This is a genomic window from Pedobacter ghigonis (assembly GCF_903166585.1).
GTDB classification, from domain to species: domain Bacteria; phylum Bacteroidota; class Bacteroidia; order Sphingobacteriales; family Sphingobacteriaceae; genus Pedobacter; species Pedobacter ghigonis.
On the sequence record NZ_CAESCM010000006.1, the window covers coordinates 14517 to 35330 of the forward strand.

General features: G+C 38.6%; 16 protein-coding genes. All 16 read left to right on the forward strand.

Annotated elements, in window-relative coordinates; translation table 11 throughout:
- The first annotated feature begins 35 nt into the window (after positions 1 to 35).
- The 16 genes from HWV58_RS10415 (at position 36) to HWV58_RS10490 (ending at position 20811) form a co-directional block, all read left to right on the forward strand.
- Positions 36 to 1094: a COX15/CtaA family protein gene (locus tag HWV58_RS10415; RefSeq protein ID WP_175634051.1), complete on the forward strand. Its 1059-nt coding sequence runs from the start codon at positions 36 to 38 to the stop codon at positions 1092 to 1094.
- A gap of 12 nt (positions 1095 to 1106) precedes the next feature.
- Positions 1107 to 2015 (forward strand): heme o synthase, encoded by a 909-nt coding sequence (gene cyoE, locus HWV58_RS10420; RefSeq protein WP_175634052.1) that lies wholly within the window; start codon positions 1107 to 1109, stop codon positions 2013 to 2015.
- A gap of 15 nt (positions 2016 to 2030) precedes the next feature.
- Positions 2031 to 2597 (forward strand): cytochrome c oxidase subunit 3, encoded by a 567-nt coding sequence (locus HWV58_RS10425; protein ID WP_175634053.1) that lies wholly within the window; start codon positions 2031 to 2033, stop codon positions 2595 to 2597.
- Between the two features lie 31 nt (positions 2598 to 2628).
- Positions 2629 to 3342, forward strand: a complete 714-nt coding sequence (locus HWV58_RS10430) for a cytochrome c oxidase subunit 3 (protein ID WP_175634054.1) — start codon at positions 2629 to 2631, stop codon at positions 3340 to 3342.
- 25 nt (positions 3343 to 3367) lie between these two features.
- Positions 3368 to 3721 carry a cytochrome C oxidase subunit IV family protein gene (locus HWV58_RS10435; protein ID WP_175634055.1) on the forward strand — a complete coding sequence of 118 codons (354 nt, stop codon included), beginning with the start codon at positions 3368 to 3370 and terminating at the stop codon, positions 3719 to 3721.
- Positions 3721 to 4416, forward strand: coding sequence for an SCO family protein (locus HWV58_RS10440; protein ID WP_175634056.1), 696 nt, complete (start codon positions 3721 to 3723; stop codon positions 4414 to 4416). Before HWV58_RS10435 ends, HWV58_RS10440 begins: the two co-directional genes overlap by 1 nt.
- 98 nt (positions 4417 to 4514) lie before the next feature.
- The gene (locus HWV58_RS10445) at positions 4515 to 5057 is read left to right on the forward strand and encodes a DUF420 domain-containing protein (RefSeq protein WP_175634057.1); all 543 of its coding nucleotides are present in this window, start codon (positions 4515 to 4517) and stop codon (positions 5055 to 5057) included.
- Positions 5058 to 5155: 98 nt separating this feature from the next.
- Positions 5156 to 5758: an RNA polymerase sigma-70 factor gene (locus HWV58_RS10450; RefSeq protein ID WP_175634058.1), complete on the forward strand. Its 603-nt coding sequence runs from the start codon at positions 5156 to 5158 to the stop codon at positions 5756 to 5758.
- Positions 5759 to 5890: 132 nt separating this feature from the next.
- Positions 5891 to 6862, forward strand: coding sequence for a FecR family protein (locus tag HWV58_RS10455; protein WP_175634059.1), 972 nt, complete (start codon positions 5891 to 5893; stop codon positions 6860 to 6862).
- Between the two features lie 25 nt (positions 6863 to 6887).
- Positions 6888 to 10511: a SusC/RagA family TonB-linked outer membrane protein gene (locus tag HWV58_RS10460; protein ID WP_175634060.1), complete on the forward strand. Its 3624-nt coding sequence runs from the start codon at positions 6888 to 6890 to the stop codon at positions 10509 to 10511.
- A gap of 17 nt (positions 10512 to 10528) precedes the next feature.
- Positions 10529 to 11998 (forward strand): RagB/SusD family nutrient uptake outer membrane protein, encoded by a 1470-nt coding sequence (locus HWV58_RS10465; protein WP_175634061.1) that lies wholly within the window; start codon positions 10529 to 10531, stop codon positions 11996 to 11998.
- Positions 11999 to 12016: 18 nt separating this feature from the next.
- Entirely contained in the window at positions 12017 to 13447 is a 1431-nt protein-coding gene (locus HWV58_RS10470; RefSeq protein WP_175634062.1) for a substrate import-associated zinc metallohydrolase lipoprotein, read from the forward strand.
- 16 nt (positions 13448 to 13463) lie between these two features.
- Positions 13464 to 14777, forward strand: a complete 1314-nt coding sequence (locus tag HWV58_RS10475) for a DUF4302 domain-containing protein (protein ID WP_175634063.1) — start codon at positions 13464 to 13466, stop codon at positions 14775 to 14777.
- Positions 14778 to 15010: 233 nt separating this feature from the next.
- On the forward strand, positions 15011 to 15610 hold the full coding sequence (locus HWV58_RS10480; RefSeq protein WP_175634064.1) for an RNA polymerase sigma factor: 600 nt from the start codon (positions 15011 to 15013) through the stop codon (positions 15608 to 15610).
- 63 nt (positions 15611 to 15673) lie between these two features.
- Positions 15674 to 16840 carry a FecR family protein gene (locus HWV58_RS10485; RefSeq protein ID WP_175634065.1) on the forward strand — a complete coding sequence of 389 codons (1167 nt, stop codon included), beginning with the start codon at positions 15674 to 15676 and terminating at the stop codon, positions 16838 to 16840.
- Between the two features lie 341 nt (positions 16841 to 17181).
- Entirely contained in the window at positions 17182 to 20811 is a 3630-nt protein-coding gene (locus tag HWV58_RS10490; RefSeq protein ID WP_235972702.1) for a SusC/RagA family TonB-linked outer membrane protein, read from the forward strand.
- The last annotated feature ends 3 nt before the right edge of the window (positions 20812 to 20814 follow it).

The following is a 20814-nucleotide window of genomic DNA, read 5'->3' on the forward strand; positions in this document are numbered from 1 at the left end:
GCTTATCCGGATACCCTTTTCATCTTAATAGATATATGGTCAGCGGATCAGAACAACGTTTCATTAAAATTAATCTGATAACCATCGTAATTACGTTATTGGTTATCCTTGCCGGCGGTATTGTACGCAGTACAGGCTCTGGCATGGGCTGTCCGGATTGGCCAAAATGTTTCGATCGTTATATTCCACCTACCGATGTATCGCAGTTACCGGCCAATTACAAGGAAAAATATGTAGCGGGCAGGCTTAAGAAAAACGAAAAATTTGCCAAATACCTCGAAAGTATGGGCAAAGTAGCATTGGCTGATAGCATCAGACATGATAAAAGCATTACAGTGCCTGAAGAGTTTAATCCAACTAAAACCTGGACCGAATATCTGAACCGTTTGGCGGGTGTAGCTGCCGGGATCTTTTTACTGTTAACAGCGATATGTTCTTTTACTTATAGAAAAACAGGTAAACGCATAATTGTATTAAGCATCCTTAATATTTTTGTGGTGGGATATCAGGGTTGGTTAGGTTCAATTGTAGTTTCTACTAACTTGGCGCAATGGGTGGTAACCGTACACATGCTTTTGGCACTGGTTATTCTGGCCATTTCCATTTACACCTATAACTACGCAAAACAGTTAAACAAGGCCCCATCGGTTATTATGTACCGCATATTGTGGCTTAAAGGATTTTTGTTCTTTACGTTAATTATAAGCCTTGTGCAGATTGTTATTGGTACCGATGTAAGGGAAGCGGTTGATGTAATTGCAAAGGCACTGGCCTATGGTGCTAAAGATACCTGGATTTCAAAAGTGGGAAGTATATTTTCTTATCACCGCGACCTGGCTATACTGGTGGTGATAACGAACGGGGTGGTTTATAAAATGGTTATCGACCGTTTTAGTGGCAAAGCAGCTCCACTGTTAACAGCCAGGTTTATCTTAATTACGCTCTTGGTTCAGTTATTAAGTGGTTTAGCTTTGGCATACATTGCTTTTCCGCCGGTAGCACAGGCATTACATATTTTGTTCTCTACGCTGCTGTTTAGTTTACAGTTTTACCTGTACTTGTTGGTTTACCGTACCAGTACATATAAACAATAATATTTAAGGGAATTGAAACAATATATTTCAGATTTTTCTAAACTCATCAAATTCAGGCTATCGTTTACGGTAGTGTTTTCTGCGTCGATCTCTTTTCTGATTGGGCAGAAGATGCAGGTAGGCAGAGGCCATATTCCAAGTATAGATTGGGGAAACTGGCTGATTTTAATTGCAGGTGGCTTTTTGGTTACTGCAGCTGCTAATACCTTTAACGAGATTATTGAAAAGGACCTGGATAAACTGATGTCGCGCACTAAAGACAGGCCAATGCCAGCAGGTAGGATGACTACCGGACAGGGATTAATTTTAGGTGTGTTTATGTCGTTTGTGGGTACCTGGTTATTGGGTAAATTAAATCTGGAAACGGGTTTATTATCGGTATTCTCGATTTTATTATATGCTTTTGCCTATACACCATTAAAAAGGAAATCGCCGATTGCCGTTTTTGTTGGAGCCATTCCGGGAGCATTGCCACCGCTTATTGGTTATCTGGCAGCATTTGGCAGTTTAAAAGCCGAATTGTTCCACGAAATCGATTATTACATTGCTGGTATTCTGTTCCTGATCCAGTTTGTATGGCAGTTCCCACATTTTTGGGCCATTGCATGGGTATTGGATGATGATTATAAAAAAGCAGGCTTTAGGTTATTGCCTACCAAAAAACGTGATAAGGCAACAGCATTACTTACGTTTTTAAGCACGCTGATTTTAATACCGGTAAGTTTGCTGCCAACCTTTTATGGCTTTGGCGGTTATTACATAGCAGGCTTATCATTAATAGCTGGCTTTATTTTTAGCTGGTTAGCATTTAAACTTTTACTGAACAGAGAAATGATTGATGCGAAGCGCGTGATGTTCTGTTCATTTTTTTACATCCCTGCTGTACAGCTGGGTTTATTATTAAATTTTATAGCAAAATAACTGATGGTTATCACAATGGAAAAGATCCAGGATACATTTGATCCAAAACCCAGAAAGTTTATTGTTTGGTTATTCGTAGTATCATCTACCATTATGTTTGGGGGCTTTACCAGTTATTATCTGGTATTTGCCGCATCTAAAGGTAAAGGGCATGGTTTAGTATTGCCCGATGCATTTATTTACTCGAGCCTGGTAATTTTAGCCAGCAGTGTTACTTTATTTTTAGCGGCAAGAGCCCTAAAGAAACTTAATTTCAGCTCACAGCGCAACCTGCTTTGGCTTACTGTAATACTGGCTGTAGCTTTCGGCATTATGCAGTTTAATGCATGGGGAAGTATGGTTAGAACAGGAGCAACCCTGGTAGGCAACAATGCAGCAATTTCTTTTATTTACGTAGTATCTGGCTTGCACTTGTTGCATATTATTGCTGGTGTAGGCTTTATAATTAATGCACTAATAGGCAGTTATAAGAATATTCCTGCTGCCAAGAGCCAGTATAGAATGGAAATCGCTTCTATTTTTTGGCATTTTATAGATATCCTATGGATATATCTATATGTTTTTTTACTTTTGAACCGTTAAATTTGTTAACAAACTATTATACTATTTCCAAATGAATGCAGTATCACAATTAGATCAAGTTAAAACCGGACCATGGAATGGTGGTCGTTCTCCGTGGTCGGTAGAATATGGTAAAATCATGATGTGGTTTTTCCTATTATCAGATGCTTTTACCTTTTCATCATTATTGATCTACTACGGCGCTCAGCGTTTTTCTAAATTAACATGGCCAGCTCCAGATAAAGTTTTCCAATCTATTCCAGGTATTGCCGAGCATGGTGCACCATTGGTTTTCGTGGGTATCATGACTTTTATCTTAATCATGAGCTCGGTTACGATGGTGTTAGCGGTAGAAGCCGGACACAGACGTTCTAAAAAAGAAGTTATCGGCTGGATGGTTGCAACTATCGTTGGTGGTTTTATGTTCTTAGGCTGTCAGGCAATTGAGTGGACTCACTTACACCACGATGGTTTCTGGTGGGGACATATCCCTTCTGCTGAGGAGTTAAAACACTTCTTCCTTAAGCCTGAAGATGTTTCATTAGTAGCTGCACAACAATTTGCAAACTTATTTTTTACCATTACCGGTTTCCACGGTTTCCACGTATTTAGTGGTGTGGTAATTAACATCATCATCTTGATCATGACAATTAACGGAACCTTCGAAAGAAGAGGTCACTATTTAATGGTTGAGAAAGTTGGTTTATACTGGCACTTCGTAGATTTAGTATGGGTGTTCGTATTTACATTCTTCTATTTGGTTTAATTTATCATATTATAAAAATATTTTTATGTCAGAGCACACACATTCAACAGAAGGTCACGGACACGACGATCACGCAGGTTTATCAAAAGGTAAAATCTGGAAAGTTTTCGGAATCCTTTTATTAATTACTGTAATTGAGTTTATCATTGCGTTGGTATTAATTCCGAAAGGATATATGACCCAGCATATTGGTAACTACGTTTATATCGTTTTAACATTATTAAAGGCTTTTTATATTGTGGCTTATTTCATGCACTTAAAGTATGAGAAACTTGGCTTACAGTTAGCGTTAACGGTATCATTCATTTTCATTATTTACTTTATTGTTTTAATGCTAATAGAAGGTGGGTTTTTAAACCTGCACATGATGAGCCATTAATGAAAAGAAGCCCTATAAAAAAGGTATTAATCCTGGTAAGCATTTTAGCTATACCGGGATTTTTATTTTTTTACTTGTTGCCGCACTTTGCTAAAAACAGGTATAAGAGTTTACCCATCTTCGGTAAAAAGGTTGTAGCCACCACCTTTCATAGTGTAAAGGGGAAGAAAATTCCGGATACGATTTACCATCAAATCCCCGATTTTAAACTTGTTAACCAGCATAATGATACCATCAGTTGGAAATCGCTGGAGAACAAGATTGTTGTACTGAATTTATTCCATACCGGTGCCAGCAACCAGCAGGCAGGTAATTACATCAAACAACTGTCTGATGGTTACGAGAAAAAGCCATTGGTTAAGTTTTTAAGCTTATCCGTAGATCCGGCCGATCAGGGTAAAATAAAAGATTTCGCAGCCAGATTTAAAGCAAAAGAAGGTAAATGGGATTTTTTAGCCGGCGATACCATACAAACTTACCCGCTCATTAAAAATGGTTTGATGCTCGATGTAATTGAAGATGATACCCGCACTAAACCAACTTTCATTTTCAGTAATAAAATTTTACTCATCGATAACCTGCACCGCATCAGGGGGATTTATGAAGCCGATAATAAAGAGGCCAATTCGAAGCTCGAAGATGAGATTAAGGTATTAATTGCCGAGTATTTGAGGAATGTTAAAGACGGCAGGTAATTTAGCACAAAGCCCAAAGTCTTTAGTCGAAAGTACAAAGCACACATACTATAACTGGTTGTTGAATAATTATAAAATATAAAAGAGCGTTAAAACTCATGGAAAATAGCCCAATTGAGAAAAAATATAACAAATGGATCATTATCCTATCCATATTAATTCCCGTAGCTGTAGCGGTTTTATTTGTAGTAAAACTTAAAGATTTAGGGATTGATGCACCTCCGCTTCCTTTTTTACCACCTATATATGCAACCATTAATGGTATAACAGCGATCCTTTTGATTGTAGCCGTTTGGGCCATTAAAAACGGAAAAGTTACCCTGCACCAAAATTTAATGAAAACTGCCATTGGTTGTTCTTTATTGTTTTTGGTGATGTACATTGCTTACCACATGACTACGCCTTCTACTAAATTTGGAGGGGATGGAACTGTAAGATATGTTTACTTTTTTATTCTTTTAACGCATATCCTGCTTTCAATTGCTATTATTCCATTGGTATTGGTTACTTATGTTAGGGCTTTGGCAGAGCGTTTCGATCGCCATAAAAAGATTGCTAAAATTACCTTCCCTTTGTGGTTATATGTAGCCATAACTGGAGTGGTGGTTTACCTGATGATTTCGCCTTATTATCAATACTAGCCTAATTAGTTAGTTTAAAGTTTATTTCTTGTATTAATAATTGCACATTATTGTGTATAATTGATTCGGTATTAAGTGTTGGAAGCAATTATGTATTAATGGATACTGCAAAAATTGAAACAGGAAAGGATTTGATCTCGTTAATAGAAAGTGGACATAGCGCTGCCTTTACACGTTTCTACACTTCCTATTTTCAAAAACTTATTCTGGCAAGTGATAAATACATTAGTGATATTCATACAGCAGAAGAGATTGTTCAGGATATTTTTCTTAAGATCTGGGAGTTTCCCGAAACCCTTACTGAGGTTAAATCCGTAAAATCATATCTGTACCGCTCGGTTGTAAATGCCTCCATTAATTTTGCCAACCGCCAAAAGAACTTAGAACAGCATCACTTAAAACTGGCTGCCGAATTTTCTGATGATTACCTAACCGATCTGGATGATGAAAATGAAATGATCATTATTTTGCATAATGAAATAGAGAAATTACCCACCCAATGTAAAAAAGTATTTAAACTAAGCAGATTTGATAATTTCAAATACCGGGAAATTGCATCAGAACTCAATATCTCAGAAAAAACGGTCGAAAACCACATCGGTAATGCCCTTAAAATTTTAAGAACCAGATTTGTAGACGACCGGGCCTTAAATAGAAAAGCAAAAAGTTACCTCACTGTAATGGCACTTTATTTATGTTAATTTTTTTGCTAAAAAAGGTGTTTTTAACCCATTTTAAATAGATTTTTTAAAATATATTCATTTTTTTGAAATTTATTTAGGGGTTTTTACGGTTTGGTTTGTCTTTAAAATATAATCCCCCAAACGAACTAAATGCTTAACCAATCAGAATACCTGGATTTAATCGTCCGGTATTTAAACAATCCGCAGGATGAAACCACTTGTGCTGCAATAGATACTTATAGGTCGGCATCTGCTGAAAATGAAGCGTATTTTCTTGAAATATCGAGGGTATGGCATTTATCTGCTAAGTCTGTTTCTTTAAACAGAATCGATATCAAGCAGGCAGAGGCTAATTTTAAGCGCGAATTTAAAAAGCATACTTATAAGCCTTTTACAGGTATTATCTGGTTACGTAACATCGCAGCAACACTCATTATACTGGGCCTCGGTTACTGGTTTTATAACTTGAACAACAAGCCGGCTTATCTAACCCTTCAAACTGGTGCAAACCAGAAAGATTCGGTTTTATTGGCCGATGGCTCGGTGGTTATGCTGGCGGCAAACAGTTCGGTTAAATATCCAAAAAGCTTTGTTTCATCATCAAGGGAAATCTATTTAATACAGGGTAAGGCTTTCTTTAAGATTGCCAAAGACCCAAAACGCCCTTTCAGTGTGTTAATGGGGCAATCGAAAGTTAAAGTACTCGGAACATCTTTCAATATTAACTATTCGCCGAATAAAATCGATCTGGATGTGAAAACCGGGAGGGTATTGTTTTCGCCGTACGCCAATGGTACATCATCCATTTTAGTTGCAGGTCAGGCTTTGTCGTACAGCATTTCGAACAGACAGTTTACCACCCGGCTTTCGCAAAATGCAGATGCATGGTTAACAAACGAGCTCGTTTTTGTTGATACCCCACTGGAAGAAGTGTGTAAACAACTGAGCAGCTACTATCAAAAAAATATTCTTATAGAAACCAATCAGCCACTGGTTAAAAAGTTCAATGCCACCTTTAAGGACAATAGTTTAACAGAAGTTTTAGCTGTGCTGAAAGAAACTTACGGATTAAAAATTACTACGAATAAAGACACAATAACCTTAAAGACACCAATACACTAATCAATTAAATTAACTGAAATCAACTATGGAGAAAAATTTCTACCAAAGAAATGCGGGAATAAGTTTGCGCCAGATGGCCTTACTGCTGTGTGCAGTTTTTTGGGCAGTTTTGGCCAGGGCCGATGCTCAGCAAGCCAATGGAAAGCCCGAAAGATTGGATAACTACCTGAAAAAAATAGAACAGGCTTATAAAGTAAGTTTTGTTTTTGATGCCGCAGAGATTAATAAAACAATGGTGCTTGATGTGCCATCAAAGCTGTCTTCGATAACTGAATCACTTGATCAGCTTAAGCAAAAAAATATTTCTTACCGGTTGGTAGGCAACCAGGTAATTTTAAAGGTTGCTGCCGCACCTAAAAATAACGCGAAAAAAGAGATCACCGTAAAGGGTACTGTACGCGATAAAAAGGATGGTGCAACCATGCCGGGCGTAAGTGTTCGCGAGAAAGGGGCAACCAATGCGGTTTCGACTAACTCACGGGGCGAATACCAGATTACCGTTAAGGATAATGCGACATTATCTTTCGCATCTATCGGTTATAAAACCATTGAGGTGACCGTAGCTGGTAAAACGGTAATTAATGTTAGCCTCGAAGAAGATTCAAAAGAGCTAGGCGAAGTAAACATTGTTTCAACAGGTTATCAAAACCTGAATAAAAAACTATTTACCGGAGCAGCGACAGCTTTAAAAGGAGCTGATGTTAAACAGGATGGTATTACCGATGTAAGCCGTATGCTCGAGGGTAGGGTAGCGGGGGTATCGGTACAGAATGTGTCGGGTACTTTTGGTGCTGCACCTAAAATCCGTGTACGTGGGGCAACTTCTATTACAGGTGAAAATAAACCGCTTTGGGTAGTTGATGGTGTGATTTTAGAAGATGTGGTTAACATTTCTAACGAACAGTTATCATCAGGTGATGTAAGTACTTTAATTGGTTCGTCGGTTGCAGGTATTAATGCCGATGATATTGAGAGTTTCAATATTTTGAAAGATGCTGCCGCAACTGCGCAGTATGGTGCAAGGGCGATGAACGGTGTGGTGGTAATTACCACTAAAAAAGGCCGTATTGGTAAACCATTAATTTCTTATACCGGTAACTTTTCTACTTATCTAAAACCAACTTACGATAGCTACAACATTATGAATTCGTCCGACCAGATGTCGGTATATTCGGAGTTGGCACGTAAAGGCTGGTTAAACCACTCCAGTGCATCGAGAGCTGCCGATGGTGGGGTTTACACTAAAATGTACCAGTTAATTAATACTTACGATGCAACATCGGGCGCATTTGGCCTGGCCAATACACCTGAAGCGAGAAATACATTTTTATCACGCTATGCCACGGCGAATACCGATTGGTTTGATGTGCTTTTCAAAAACTCGCTGATGCAGGAACATGGTATCAGTGTTTCATCAGGAACGGATAAATCGCAGTTATATATTTCTACCAGTTACCTGAACGATAACGGTTGGGCGGTAGGCAATAATGTAGAGCGATATACCGCAAACGTAAATGCTTTATTTAACCTGTCTGATAAGCTCACCCTTAATTTTATTACTACCGGATCAATCCGTAACCAAAAAGCACCCGGAACAGTTGGCAGGGTGAGTAATCCGGTTGAGGGAAAATATTCGAGGGATTTCGATATCAACCCTTTTAGCTATGCATTAAATACGAGCAGAACTTTAACCGCATTCGATCAAAACGGAAACCGCGAAAGCTTTACCAGAAACTTTGCCAATTTCAATATCCTGGATGAGCTGGATAATAATTCGTTGGATTTGAGTATGCTCGATTTTAAACTTCAGGGAGGTTTAGGGTATAAGTTTGCCAAAAACTTTAAGTACGACTTTCTGGCTTCGATGCGCTATGTAAAAAGTGGTAATGAACATAAAGTAAGAGAAAATGCTAACATGGCCAATGCTTACCGGGCCAATGGCGATTCTTACATTCAGGAGAATAACCGTTTCTTGTTCCGCGATCCGGCTCATCCCGAGTTGCAGCCCGTTGTAGTACTTCCTTATGGTGGTTTTTACAACACAAACGACGATTTTCTTAAATCGTATATGGTAAGGAACTCACTCGAGTACGATAGGAACATTAACGAAAAACATTTCATCAACGTTTATGCCTTTCAGGAAATGCGTATGGCCGATCGCCAGACCAGAAGCATGATTGGTTATGGTTATCAATACGATAAGGGAGGTGTGCCGTTTATTGATCCGAATATTGTAAAACAGGCTGTGCTTAATAACCTGAATTACTACTCCATGAACCACCGTTATGATCGTTTTGCAGCATTTATGGCCAGAGCGGCTTATTCTTATGATGGCAAATATTCATTTAACGCCACTGGCAGGTACGATGGTTCGAACCAATTGGGTAGCTCGGCTACAGCAAGATGGTTACCAACCTGGAACATTTCCGGTGCATGGAACATTGATAAAGAAAAGTTCTTTGATAACGATAGGCTGACTAAAATCTTAAACCGTGCTACCATAAGAGCTACTTATGGCTTAACGGCCAGTTTAGGAAGTGCTACCAATTCGGCACTGGTTTTAAGAAATGGAAGTGCATTAAGGCCATATACCAGCGAAACCGAATCGGTGATGAATATCGAGTATATTGAAAACAGGGATTTAACCTGGGAAAAACAATATGAAACGAATATTGGTGTAGATCTTGGTTTCTTTAAAGATAAACTGAACTTAACGGTTGATTTATATAACAGGAATGGTTTCGATTTAATCAGTCCGTTAAGAACCTCGGGTATTGGCGGTCAGTATTTAACCACAGCCAATTATGCCGATATGAACTCTAAAGGTATTGAGGTAACTTTAAGCGGGCCGATTATTAAAACCGGCGACTGGAACTGGAGAAGTAATTTAAACTTTGGTTACAATAAAAACAAAGTAACTAAACTTTCAAGTCCGCAAAATATATTCAGTTTGGTAACTGCCGATGGCGGACCTCAGCAAGGTTACCCATACCGCGGTTTATATTCAGTTGATTTTACTGGTTTGAACCACGATACCGGTATCCCTGAATTTATCAACGAAAAAGGCGAGAAAAGTACTGATGTTTACATGCAGAGTTTAGAAACCAAATACCTGAAATACGAAGGTCCTACAGATCCGAAATTAACAGGTGGTTTTTACAACAGTGTAAGTTACAAAGGCTTTACATTGGGTTCATTATTTACTTTCTCTGCCGGAAATAAAATCAGGCTGAACCCGATATTTGCTACTTCTTATTCAGATCTGGATGCATTACCGAACGAATTTAAAGACAGATGGACTTTGCCTGGCGATGAGCTGAAAACAAATATCCCTTCTATTCTGGATATAGAAGCAGCGGGTAAAATTAGTGGAACATATCCTTACAATACCTACAACTATTCTACAGCAAGAGTTGCTGATGGTGGTTTTATCAGGTTAAAACAAATATCTCTTTCATATGCACTACCTGCAAAATTCCTGAAAGCTATTGGCGCAAACAACGCATCAATTGGTGCTGTTGCCAATAACTTTTGGTTAATCTATTCAGATAAAAAACTAAAGGGGCAGGATCCTGAGTTTTTTGCCTCTGGTGGTGTAGCCTTGCCAATTCCAAAACAGTATACACTTTCGCTAAAAGTTGGATTCTAATTTAAATTGAACAGAAAATGAAAAAGAATAAAATATTCATATATATCGCATGCTCAGGATTACTGCTATCTGGTGGTTGTAAGAAATTTTTAGAGCATCAGCCAGACGACCGTACTGAATTAAACAGCCCGGTTAAAGTTGCCGAATTACTGGCCAATGCCTATCCACATGGCAGTTATCTTCCCTTTACCGAAGCCATGAGTGATAATGCAGGCGATAAGGGAATAACAGCAAGGGCTTTGCCAAATTCTTCTCCCTGGAATTACATTGATCAGATAGACGCAAACTCAGTAGATACCCCCCCATTTTATTGGAACGCTTGCTATAAAGCCATTGCGGCTGCCAATTATGCTTTAGAAGCCATTGAGAAAGGTGGCAATACCGCTGAATACTCGGCCAGCAAAGGCGAAGCACTTGTAGCCAGGGCTTACGTACACTTTATGTTGGTTACCCTGTTTGCTAAAGCTTACGATCCGGCTACGGCTGCATCCGATCCGGGTATTCCTTATGTTACCTTGCCACAAAAAATTGTAGAAGGTAATTATACCAGGGGAACCGTGGCAAGTGTTTATGCCAGTATTGAGAAAGATTTAACCGAAGGGTTACCATTGCTTAATAACAATAGCTACCGGGTGCCAAAGTATCATTTTACTACGCAGGCCGCCCGTGCTTTTGCTACACGCTTTTATTTATTTAAAAGAGATTACCAAAAAGTAATCGATAATGCCAATGCTGTTTTTCCGGCAGCTACAATTGCCGATAACCTAAGGGCCTGGAATACTACCTATAATGTATTGGGTTTTTATGAGTTGCAGGCATTGTATTCTAATTCAACCGAACCAGCTAACTTGTTGTTACAGGAATCCAATTCGTTTTGGGGCAGAAATTATGGTGCTTACAATTACGGGTTAAGCTCGGGGGTATTGGCAACAGTATTTAATCCGGGTAACAATCCAACAGGAAAATCGCTGGCCATAGCCGGGAAAATTTTTGGTGCAAACGAAGCATTTTATAATATTCCTAAATTCAGAGAGCATTTTGTAAAAGAGACCATTAGTGCCAACTTTGGCGATGCTTACAACATGATACCTTTGCTAACTGCCGAAGAAGTACTGTTTAACAGGGCCGAGGCCAATGCCATGCTGGCCAATAATGCGCAAACCATTGCCGACCTGGATATTTACCTGTCGAAAAGGATTGTTAACTATTCTGCTACTGCCGATAAATTTACAGAAACCAAAGCCACCACATTTTTTACAGGCTTATCTGCTAAAGATGCTTTAGTGGCCACCATCATCAATTTTAAGCGCCAGGAATATATGCACGAGGGCTTAAGGTGGCTGGATATTGTAAGGCTGAAAATCCCGGTTGTACACGTTTCTGCTAACGGTTTAAATACAATTACATTGGGCGTTAATGACCCGAGAAGGTTAATTCAAATTCCACAAGATGCTGTTGCAGCAGGTTTAGCTGCGAATCCTCGATAATTATAAAAGCATATTATTATGAAAAAGACATTATTAATGGTTGCTTTAGCAACAATCTTTTTAGCAGGATGTAGCAAAAAAGATGATTTAAGTGCCGATATAGTTGGTTTGGGTGGCGATACCTGGACTAAGGGGCCAATAGATGAGTGGATTAGTACAAACTATACCACTCCCTATAACATCGAAGTAAAATACAAGTGGGACAGGTCGGAGCTGGGAGAAATTTATAAGAATATAGTACCGGTTAAAGAAGAATTGGTAGTGCCCGTAATGAGCATTATTAAAAATACCTGGATAGTGCCTTATGCTGCAGTAAAGGGCGAAGATTTTATGAAGAAATATACCCAAAAACAGTTTTACCTGGCGGGTAGCCCTTCGTACAACAGCAACGGTACCATTACCCTGGGTACGGCAGAAGCGGGCCGGAAAATTGTTTTGTTAGACCTGAACACTTTTAACCCGGCCAATAAGCCTGCGGTAAAACAGATTTTACACACCATGCACCATGAGTTTGGCCATATCCTGAATCAGAATATTGCTGTGGTGCCCGATTATCAAAGAATCACACCTGCTGATTATACCGCAACCTGGTTTAATATTTTCAGAGGTGCATATTCTACAAATTCGGCCCTGGATAAGATTATGTACGAGGCCGATTTTTGGGGAAAGGGTTTTATAACGCCTTACTCAAGATCAAATAAGGACGACGATTTTGTGGAGACTTTATCAACTTTACTGGAAGGCGGACAAGCTAATTTTGATAACATCATAAACAATCTTTTCGTGTATGACGGACTTTACATCAAAAGAAATGGAAAAGGGGTTTACGAACAAAATACCGATGCAAGGGCTAAGCTCTTAAAAAAGAAATCGATCGTTGTAGCTTATATGAAAGATAGCTGGGGTATAGATTTAACCGATTTACAAACCAGAACACAGGCTGCTATAGAAGCTCAATCGGCAACTGCAGATTTTAACAGTTTACTTGGGCCGGGTAAAACTTATGGTACCATTACTGTAAATCCTCAAAAACTAAATGGTTTATCTACTAAATTCCTCACGGCTTATAACGCAGCTAATACGGGTTTGCAATCTGGAATGGGACTTTATATCGATAACATTTCGCTCGTTTTTACTACTGCAAACAGGATGATTCTAAGAGTGAATTTTATGGATCCAACAGCAGCGTTAAGTGCAGGGTTTAATGCGGATTTTAATTATACTACAACGAATGTTGGCGGGTTGCTTACTTTAACTTATACAGATCCTCAGCCAACAAATGCTAACGCCAGGGCAATAGAAGCCAGCATTCAGTCTTTGTTAACCTATTTCAACAATCAGTCATTTAATATCCGCTGGGTGGATGATATTGTCCCTCAATCGAAAAGTATATTTGGCGGCCTTGTTAAAACAACAGATGCTACTTCGTACTTATTTGGAACATTGTAATAATTAAAGATCAAAAATGATGAAAAAGCATTTATTATATATCCTCTTGTTTACATTGGCATTTAGCGCCTGTAAAAAAGATACAACAACGCCCGTTATCGGCAATGTTGATGATCGGCTATCGGCAACCTTAACCGAATATCAAACACAGCTAAACGGTGCACAATTTGGCTGGAAAGGTTACCTGTTAACCGATAATGAAAAACCGGCTACTTTTTTATTTACTTTCAATGATAAAAACAGAACAACCATGGCAGCCGATTACCGGACGGCACCAGTGGAGAGTTCTTATCGCTTAAAAGCATTGCAGCGTCCTACTTTGCTTTTCGACTCTTATTCTACATTGCATTTACTTGCCGATCCAACCTCGAGTGTGTTTGGCGGAACTACTGCGGCAGGTTATTATTCAGATTTCGAATTTGCATTTTTATCTTCAAGTGCCGATACCATTAAATTAGAAGGCACATTCAATAAAAGTAAATTGATCCTGATCAGATCTAAGTCGGCAGCAGAAAGTGCAGCAGTATTTACGGCGCTTAATAATGTTACCGAGGCTGCGGCTAAAATCAGAACATACTTTAAACGGACAACCATTGGAGGAATTGAATGTGAGGTAAAATGGGACCCAACTGCCCAGGTGCTGAGCTTCTCTTATTTAGAAAATGGAAACCTTAAAACGGTAACTTCAAATTATTATGTTTCTGGTCCGGCAGTTGCCTTTTACGATCCATTGGTAATAGGTACAACTACTGTTAAGCAAATAAGCGATGTAAGTTATGATGCCACATCTTTTATCATCAAAGCAAATGTTAATGGTAGCCCAATCCAAATTAAAGAGGCGATAACGCCTTTAAAACTAGATGTTAATGCAGCCCAAAGATGGTACAATCAAATGTTCGCAAATTTAAATGGTACCTGGGTTTCTGATAAGGCTTTTCATGCCGGAGGTGTTGACGATTTTTGCAATTTTAAAAATGTTGCCGGTTACCAAAATTTATGGTATGCCGGACCAACTGTTTTTGGAGGTACAACCGAAGGATTGATCGCCTTTGTTAACAATGGATTAGGTGCACCTTACGTATTATCGCGAAATCCGTTTGGTATCAATTCTGGTATAGCCAGATTTACCTTAGGAACCAACGCCGGAACATTTACGGGAACTGCACCAATAGCCATGGCAATGAGTGCAGCCAGAAACCTGTTGTATGGCGGGGAAACTGTAGGAAGTGCTCAGGATTGGTATCTGATCCCAACATCTGAAGATGGTAAAAGATATGATATGGTTCGGGTATCTGATGCCCAGGCATGGATTAGCTGGAGACCGAGATAAGAAAATAAATTAGATTAAATTAACCGCCCCTCTCAGCCCCGCCTTAAAAGCGGGGTTTTATTTTTAACATTTTTTTTAGCCTGTAAAATTTCTTAATCATTATATTTGGTAGAGAAGTTCGGTTATTAACTAGCTAAATTGGTTTAGTAAAATAATTTCCAGGCTTTCACTAAATCTTTCTATTATTACAAATCAGGATAATACAGTAGATAGCCCTATTACTAATTAAATTTATGGCGGTAAGCAATTCGGAAAAAGAACGTGCACTGATTAGCAAGATTGTGGAGGGCGATGAGCAGGCTTTTGCTGTTTTGTTCTTTAAATACCTTCCCGTACTTCAGGTATTTGCTACAAAATTTACAAAATCAGACGATGCCGCAGAAGAAATTATTCAGGATGCCTTTCTAAGGGTATGGCTTAACCGCGATAAACTGGCCGAAGTAGAGAATGTGAAAGCTTATTTATACAAATATGTATCAAACGAATGCTTAAGTTACCTGCGCCAAAAGCTTAAGGCCGATAAGATGGTTGATGCTTTTACCGCTAAACAAACAGATAGCCACAATAACACCGTCGAAACCATTAATTTGAATGAGGTAACTAAAATTATTGCTGCTGCAATTGAAAAATTACCCGATCAACGCCGAAAAATATACCAGCTGAGCCGTCGCGATGGTAAAACCATTCCTGAAATTGCTGAAATACTTCGTATATCGCCAAATACGGTTAAAAATGCCTTAGTATCGGCCCTGAAATCCATTCGCATCTACCTCGATCAGCATGGAATTGTATTCATTTTTCCTTTTGTTTTCCTCTTTTTGAAAATAAAATAACTTTTTTTAAAATCTCGATAGTCCTAATTTCTTTTTTCTGCTTCTTAGTATTGTAGCCCCATTATGGAACCACGTATCAATTACTTATTAAAACAGTTTACGGCAGATGCACTAAGCCCGGCAGAAAAGCAGGAGCTTTTAGCATTGGCTGCAGATCCGGCATCTTCTGTTGGCGACGAAATCGTAAAGATGATTGTGGCTGAAGAAGCGACTGCTACTGAAGGAGCTGTAACTGAAAAATGGGAGGCTGTACTGAATAATATCTTAACTACCGATAAACCGCAAAAAACACCGCGTAGCATTTTGTTACGACCTTTAAAGTGGGCTGCCGCTGCAGCAGTATTGGTTGTGTTTTCTTTTACGGCTTATTTATCGTTAAATAAAAAGAAAGAACATGTTTTTGCCTCTGACGTGGCACCTGGTAAGAACAAAGCCATTTTAACCCTGGCCGATGGCAGGAAAATATCGCTGAGTGATGCCGCAAACGGTGATGTTATTGAACAGGCTGGGATATCCGTTTCTAAAACTGCAAATGGCCAGCTCGTTTACCATATAGAAAAATCAGCCGGTGTTATTGACGATTCGAAAGTAAATACCATTTCCACACCGAATGGGGGCGAATGGGAAATCAGGCTGCCTGACGGTTCGGTAGTTTGGCTTAATGCCGCTTCATCTTTGCAGTATCCATTAAATATCGGCTCATCAAAACAGCGTAAGGTTGAGTTAACCGGCGAGGCCTATTTCGAGGTGGCTAAAGATAAGGCGCATCCTTTTATCGTTAAAACTTCAAAACAGGAACTGGAAGTTTTAGGCACACATTTTAACATTAACAGTTATGCCAACGAAAATGTCACCCGTACTACTTTGCTCGAGGGTAGCGTTCGCGTTTCTGATTTAAACTCAACTGATATGTTTGTGCTGAAACCCGGCGAACAATCGATACTATCTAACAACGGAATAGCCATAAAAAAGGCAAATACCGATGAAGCAATAGCCTGGAAAAATGGCTATTTCATGTTCGATAATGAAAAACAGGAAAGTATTTTACGCAAAATTGCCCGGTGGTATAATGTAGAAATAGAATATGCCGACCCTGAAGCTAAAGATGTAATGTATTATGGAACGGTAAGCCGTTTCGAGAAAATATCAAAAGTGCTCAGAAAATTTGAGCAGACCGGCGAAGTTCGTTTTGATATTAAGGGCAATAAAATAATTGTCTATAAAGAATAAACGAGAAAAAGATGAAGGAGTAACTAACCTTTATCTCTAAAAAAGAAATAACAAATTAATCAACCCTAACCTAACTAATGATGAATAAACTTCGACAAAACTCCTGACGATCCAAAAGTTGAATGCATAAAAAAGGAGTGCTTGCAACACCCCTTTTTATAATCTGTTCAGCTATTCCGAAACCGGAATCGATTAAAAACAATTATTTCTTGGATAACCGCGAAACGCTTTTTGGCGTCCAAACTTTCTTGCGTTCCGCACAAAAAACAGACTATTAAATGTACAAAATTTATATCAGAATTTTATGTACGCATCGCCGCTACATACCTAAATTGCTATTAATGATGAAGTTAATTACGGTCGTTCTGCTTGCCTCGTTAATGCAGGTAAGTGCAGCTTCATTTGGCCAGCTGGTTACATTAAAGGAAAAAAATGTAACACTCGAAAAAATGTTCCGCGAAATCAGATTGCAATCTGGTTATGATGTATTGCTCTCAACCAATAAAATCAGCAGTACCACTACTTTTAATGCCAATTTCAGCAATTCGACTATTGAGGAAGTAATGGCTAAAATTATTGCAGGGAATGATTTAACCTATACTATTGAGGATAAAACCATCTTAATTAAACCCAAAGAAAAATCAATTATTGATAAAGTAATAGGATACTTTGTTGCAGTAAAGGTTTCGGGTAAGGTACGTGATAAAAGTGGTGTAGCACTTCCAGGTGTAAGTGTTCGGGAAAAAGGGGCTGCTAACGCGGTATCTACTAATGCATCGGGCGATTTTACCATTTCGGTAAAGGAGGGCGCTGTTTTAACCTTTAGTTATATAGGGTATAAAACACTCGAAGTACCAATCGGATCTAAAACTATTGTTAATGTTACTTTGGAGGAGGATGCTGCTCAACTAAAAGAAGTAAATGTAGTTTCAACAGGTTACCAACAATTAGACAGGAAATTGTTTACAGGTTCATCAACTTTGGTTAAGGCAGAGGATTCTCAAAGGAATGGTGTGCCGGATATCAGTCGTATGTTAGAAGGGCAGGTTGCCGGTGTATCTGTACAGAACGTATCAGGTACTTTTGGTGCAGCGCCGAAAATTCGTGTGCGTGGTGCTACCTCTATCTCTGGTGATAATAAACCGCTTTGGGTAGTTGATGGGATTATCCTGGAAGACGTGGTTAATATATCAAATGATGCTTTATCAACTGGTGATGCCAACACATTAATCGGATCGTCAGTAGCAGGTTTAAATCCCGATGATATTGAAAGCTTCAATATCCTGAAGGATGCTGCTGCAACTGCTATGTATGGTGCGCGTGCAATGAATGGCGTAATTGTGGTTACTACTAAAAAGGGCCGCCAAACAGAGGGTGCTCCAAGAATCAGCTACACAACCAATTTAACCACATATTTAAAACCTAATTATTCTCAATACGACATTCTTAATTCTGCAGATCAAATGTCGGTGATGCTGGAGCTGGAGAACAAAGGGTACTTTCAACAAACTTCTACAAAAACAGCAAACATCGGTCCATTTGGTAAAATGTACGATGCATTATACAATTATAATGCAGCAACCAATAGTTACGAGTTAAGAAATGATGTGATTAGCCGGACTAAATTTTTGGAGCGATACGCCAACGCTAATACTGATTGGTTCGATGTTTTATTTAAGAATTCTTTACTTCAGGAGCACTCTTTAAGTGTGAGTTCTGGTACAGAGAAGTTCCAAACCTATGCTTCTACATCTTATTTGCACGACAGCGGTCAGACACTGGGAAATGAGGTAGATCGTTTTACTGGAAACTTTAGAATAAATTTTAAACTTAGTGATAAATTTAGTGGCGAGTTATTGGCTAATGGATCCGTTAGAGATCAGCGTGCGCCAGGAACTTTAACCAGGACATCAGATCCTGTGTATGGTAAGTTCTCTCGTGATTTTGACATTAATCCTTACTCGTATGCACTGAATACGAGCAGAGCTGTAACGGCTTATAATACTGATGGAAGTTTAGAGTATTTTAACAGGGGATTTGCTCCATTTAACATCATCAATGAATTAGAAAATAATTATTTATCATTAGGACAAATAGATTTTAAAATACAGGGTGGTATTAAATATAAAATTATACCGAGTTTAACTTACTCTATAGATGGTGCCTACCGATTTGCTAAAACTGACCGCCAGCATTATATTAAGGAAAATTCAAATATGGCTCAAGTTTTCAGAGCTGGTGCACAAGATCCAACAGTTTTGGGAAGTAATCCATTCTTATACCAAAACCCTGATGACCTTTCTGCATATCCAATTGTTGTTCTTCCTGAAGGAGGCTTCTACAATGTAAATTATGATAACCTGAAAAACTATTATTTCAGGCAAAATCTGGAATTTGATAAAACTATTAACGAAGCGCATAAACTAAACTTTTTTGGTTCAATGGAGGCTCGTTATATTGATAGACAAACATCCAGATTTGATGGGGTTGGATATCAGTATGATAATGGTGGTATTGTAAACGCAAATTATTATTATTTCAAAAAGGCCCAGGAAGCCGCTGCACCTTACTATGCAATGAGTGTTGGGGCTGATCGTTTTGCTTCATTTGCATTACGCGGAGCTTATGCATATAAAGATAAATACAGTTTTAATGCAACCACACGTTACGATGGTTCGAACTTAATGGGCAAAAGCAGAACTGCGAGATGGTTGCCAACCTGGAACGTTTCCGGAGCATGGAATATAGAGGAAGAAAGCTTCTGGCCTAAAAATGATTATTTGACCTCAGCCAGAATCAGAGGTACTTACGGTTTAGTAGCAAATTTAGGTAATGCAAATAATTCTGCTGCTGTGTTTTATAACCAGCTTTCGAGAAGGCCTTACGATAATGAAAAAGAAACAGTTACCTATATTTCAGGCCTTGCTAATGATGAGCTAACCTGGGAGAAACTAAAAGAGGCCAATATTGGAGCCGATTTATCCTTAATAAAAGGTCGAATTAACTTAACTGTAGATTTATACAAAAGAAATATTTACGATTTAATTGGTGAAATAAAAACCTCTGGTATTGGTGGGCAGTTTACTAAAACGGCGAACTATGCCAAAATGAAATCGAAAGGTATTGAATTTACCCTTGCAGGTAATGCGATCAATAAAGATGATTTCAGATGGAGAACCCAATTTAACTTCGCATTTAATAAAAATGAGATCACTTCATTAGAAGTGGACCCACAAATATTTAATCTGGTTGATGACAATGGTGCTGCCACACTTGGCCATGCTCAGGCTGGTTTATATTCAATCCAGTTTTCAGGCTTAGATCACGATTATGGCTATCCTTACTATGTAGATGACAAGGGTAATAAAAATACTTATGTTAATCTTCAAAGTGATAAAATTGGATATCTAAAATACGAAGGTCCTATTGATCCAACCTTTACAGGTGGTTTTTATAACCAGTTCAGGTATAAAGGATTTAGTCTTTCAGCATTATTTACCTTTGCTGCTGGTAATTATATTCGCTTAGCACAAACGTTTTCATCAACTTATCCCGATTTATATTCGATGTCTAAATCGATGTTAAACAGATGGATTCAGCCAGGAGATGAGGCTTTTACAAATGTTCCAGCTTTGTTAGATCCATATACTTCTGCCCGTATTATCAAAAATGCAGATGGTGCTACCTTAAATGCTGTATATCCATATAATTTGTATAATTTCTCTAGTGAACGTGTAGCTAAAGGAGATTTCATCAGGTTTAAACAGATATCATTAACTTATGATATCCCTAAAAAAATTGCCGCGAAGTTACACATGTCTAATGCAGCAGTATCCTTAATTGGAAATAACATTGCGCTGTTATATTCAGATAAACGTTTGAATGGTCAAGACCCTGAGTTTTTTGGTAATGGTGGTGTTGCCTTACCAATTCCAAAACAATATACATTTTCACTTAAAGTTGGATTTTAAATA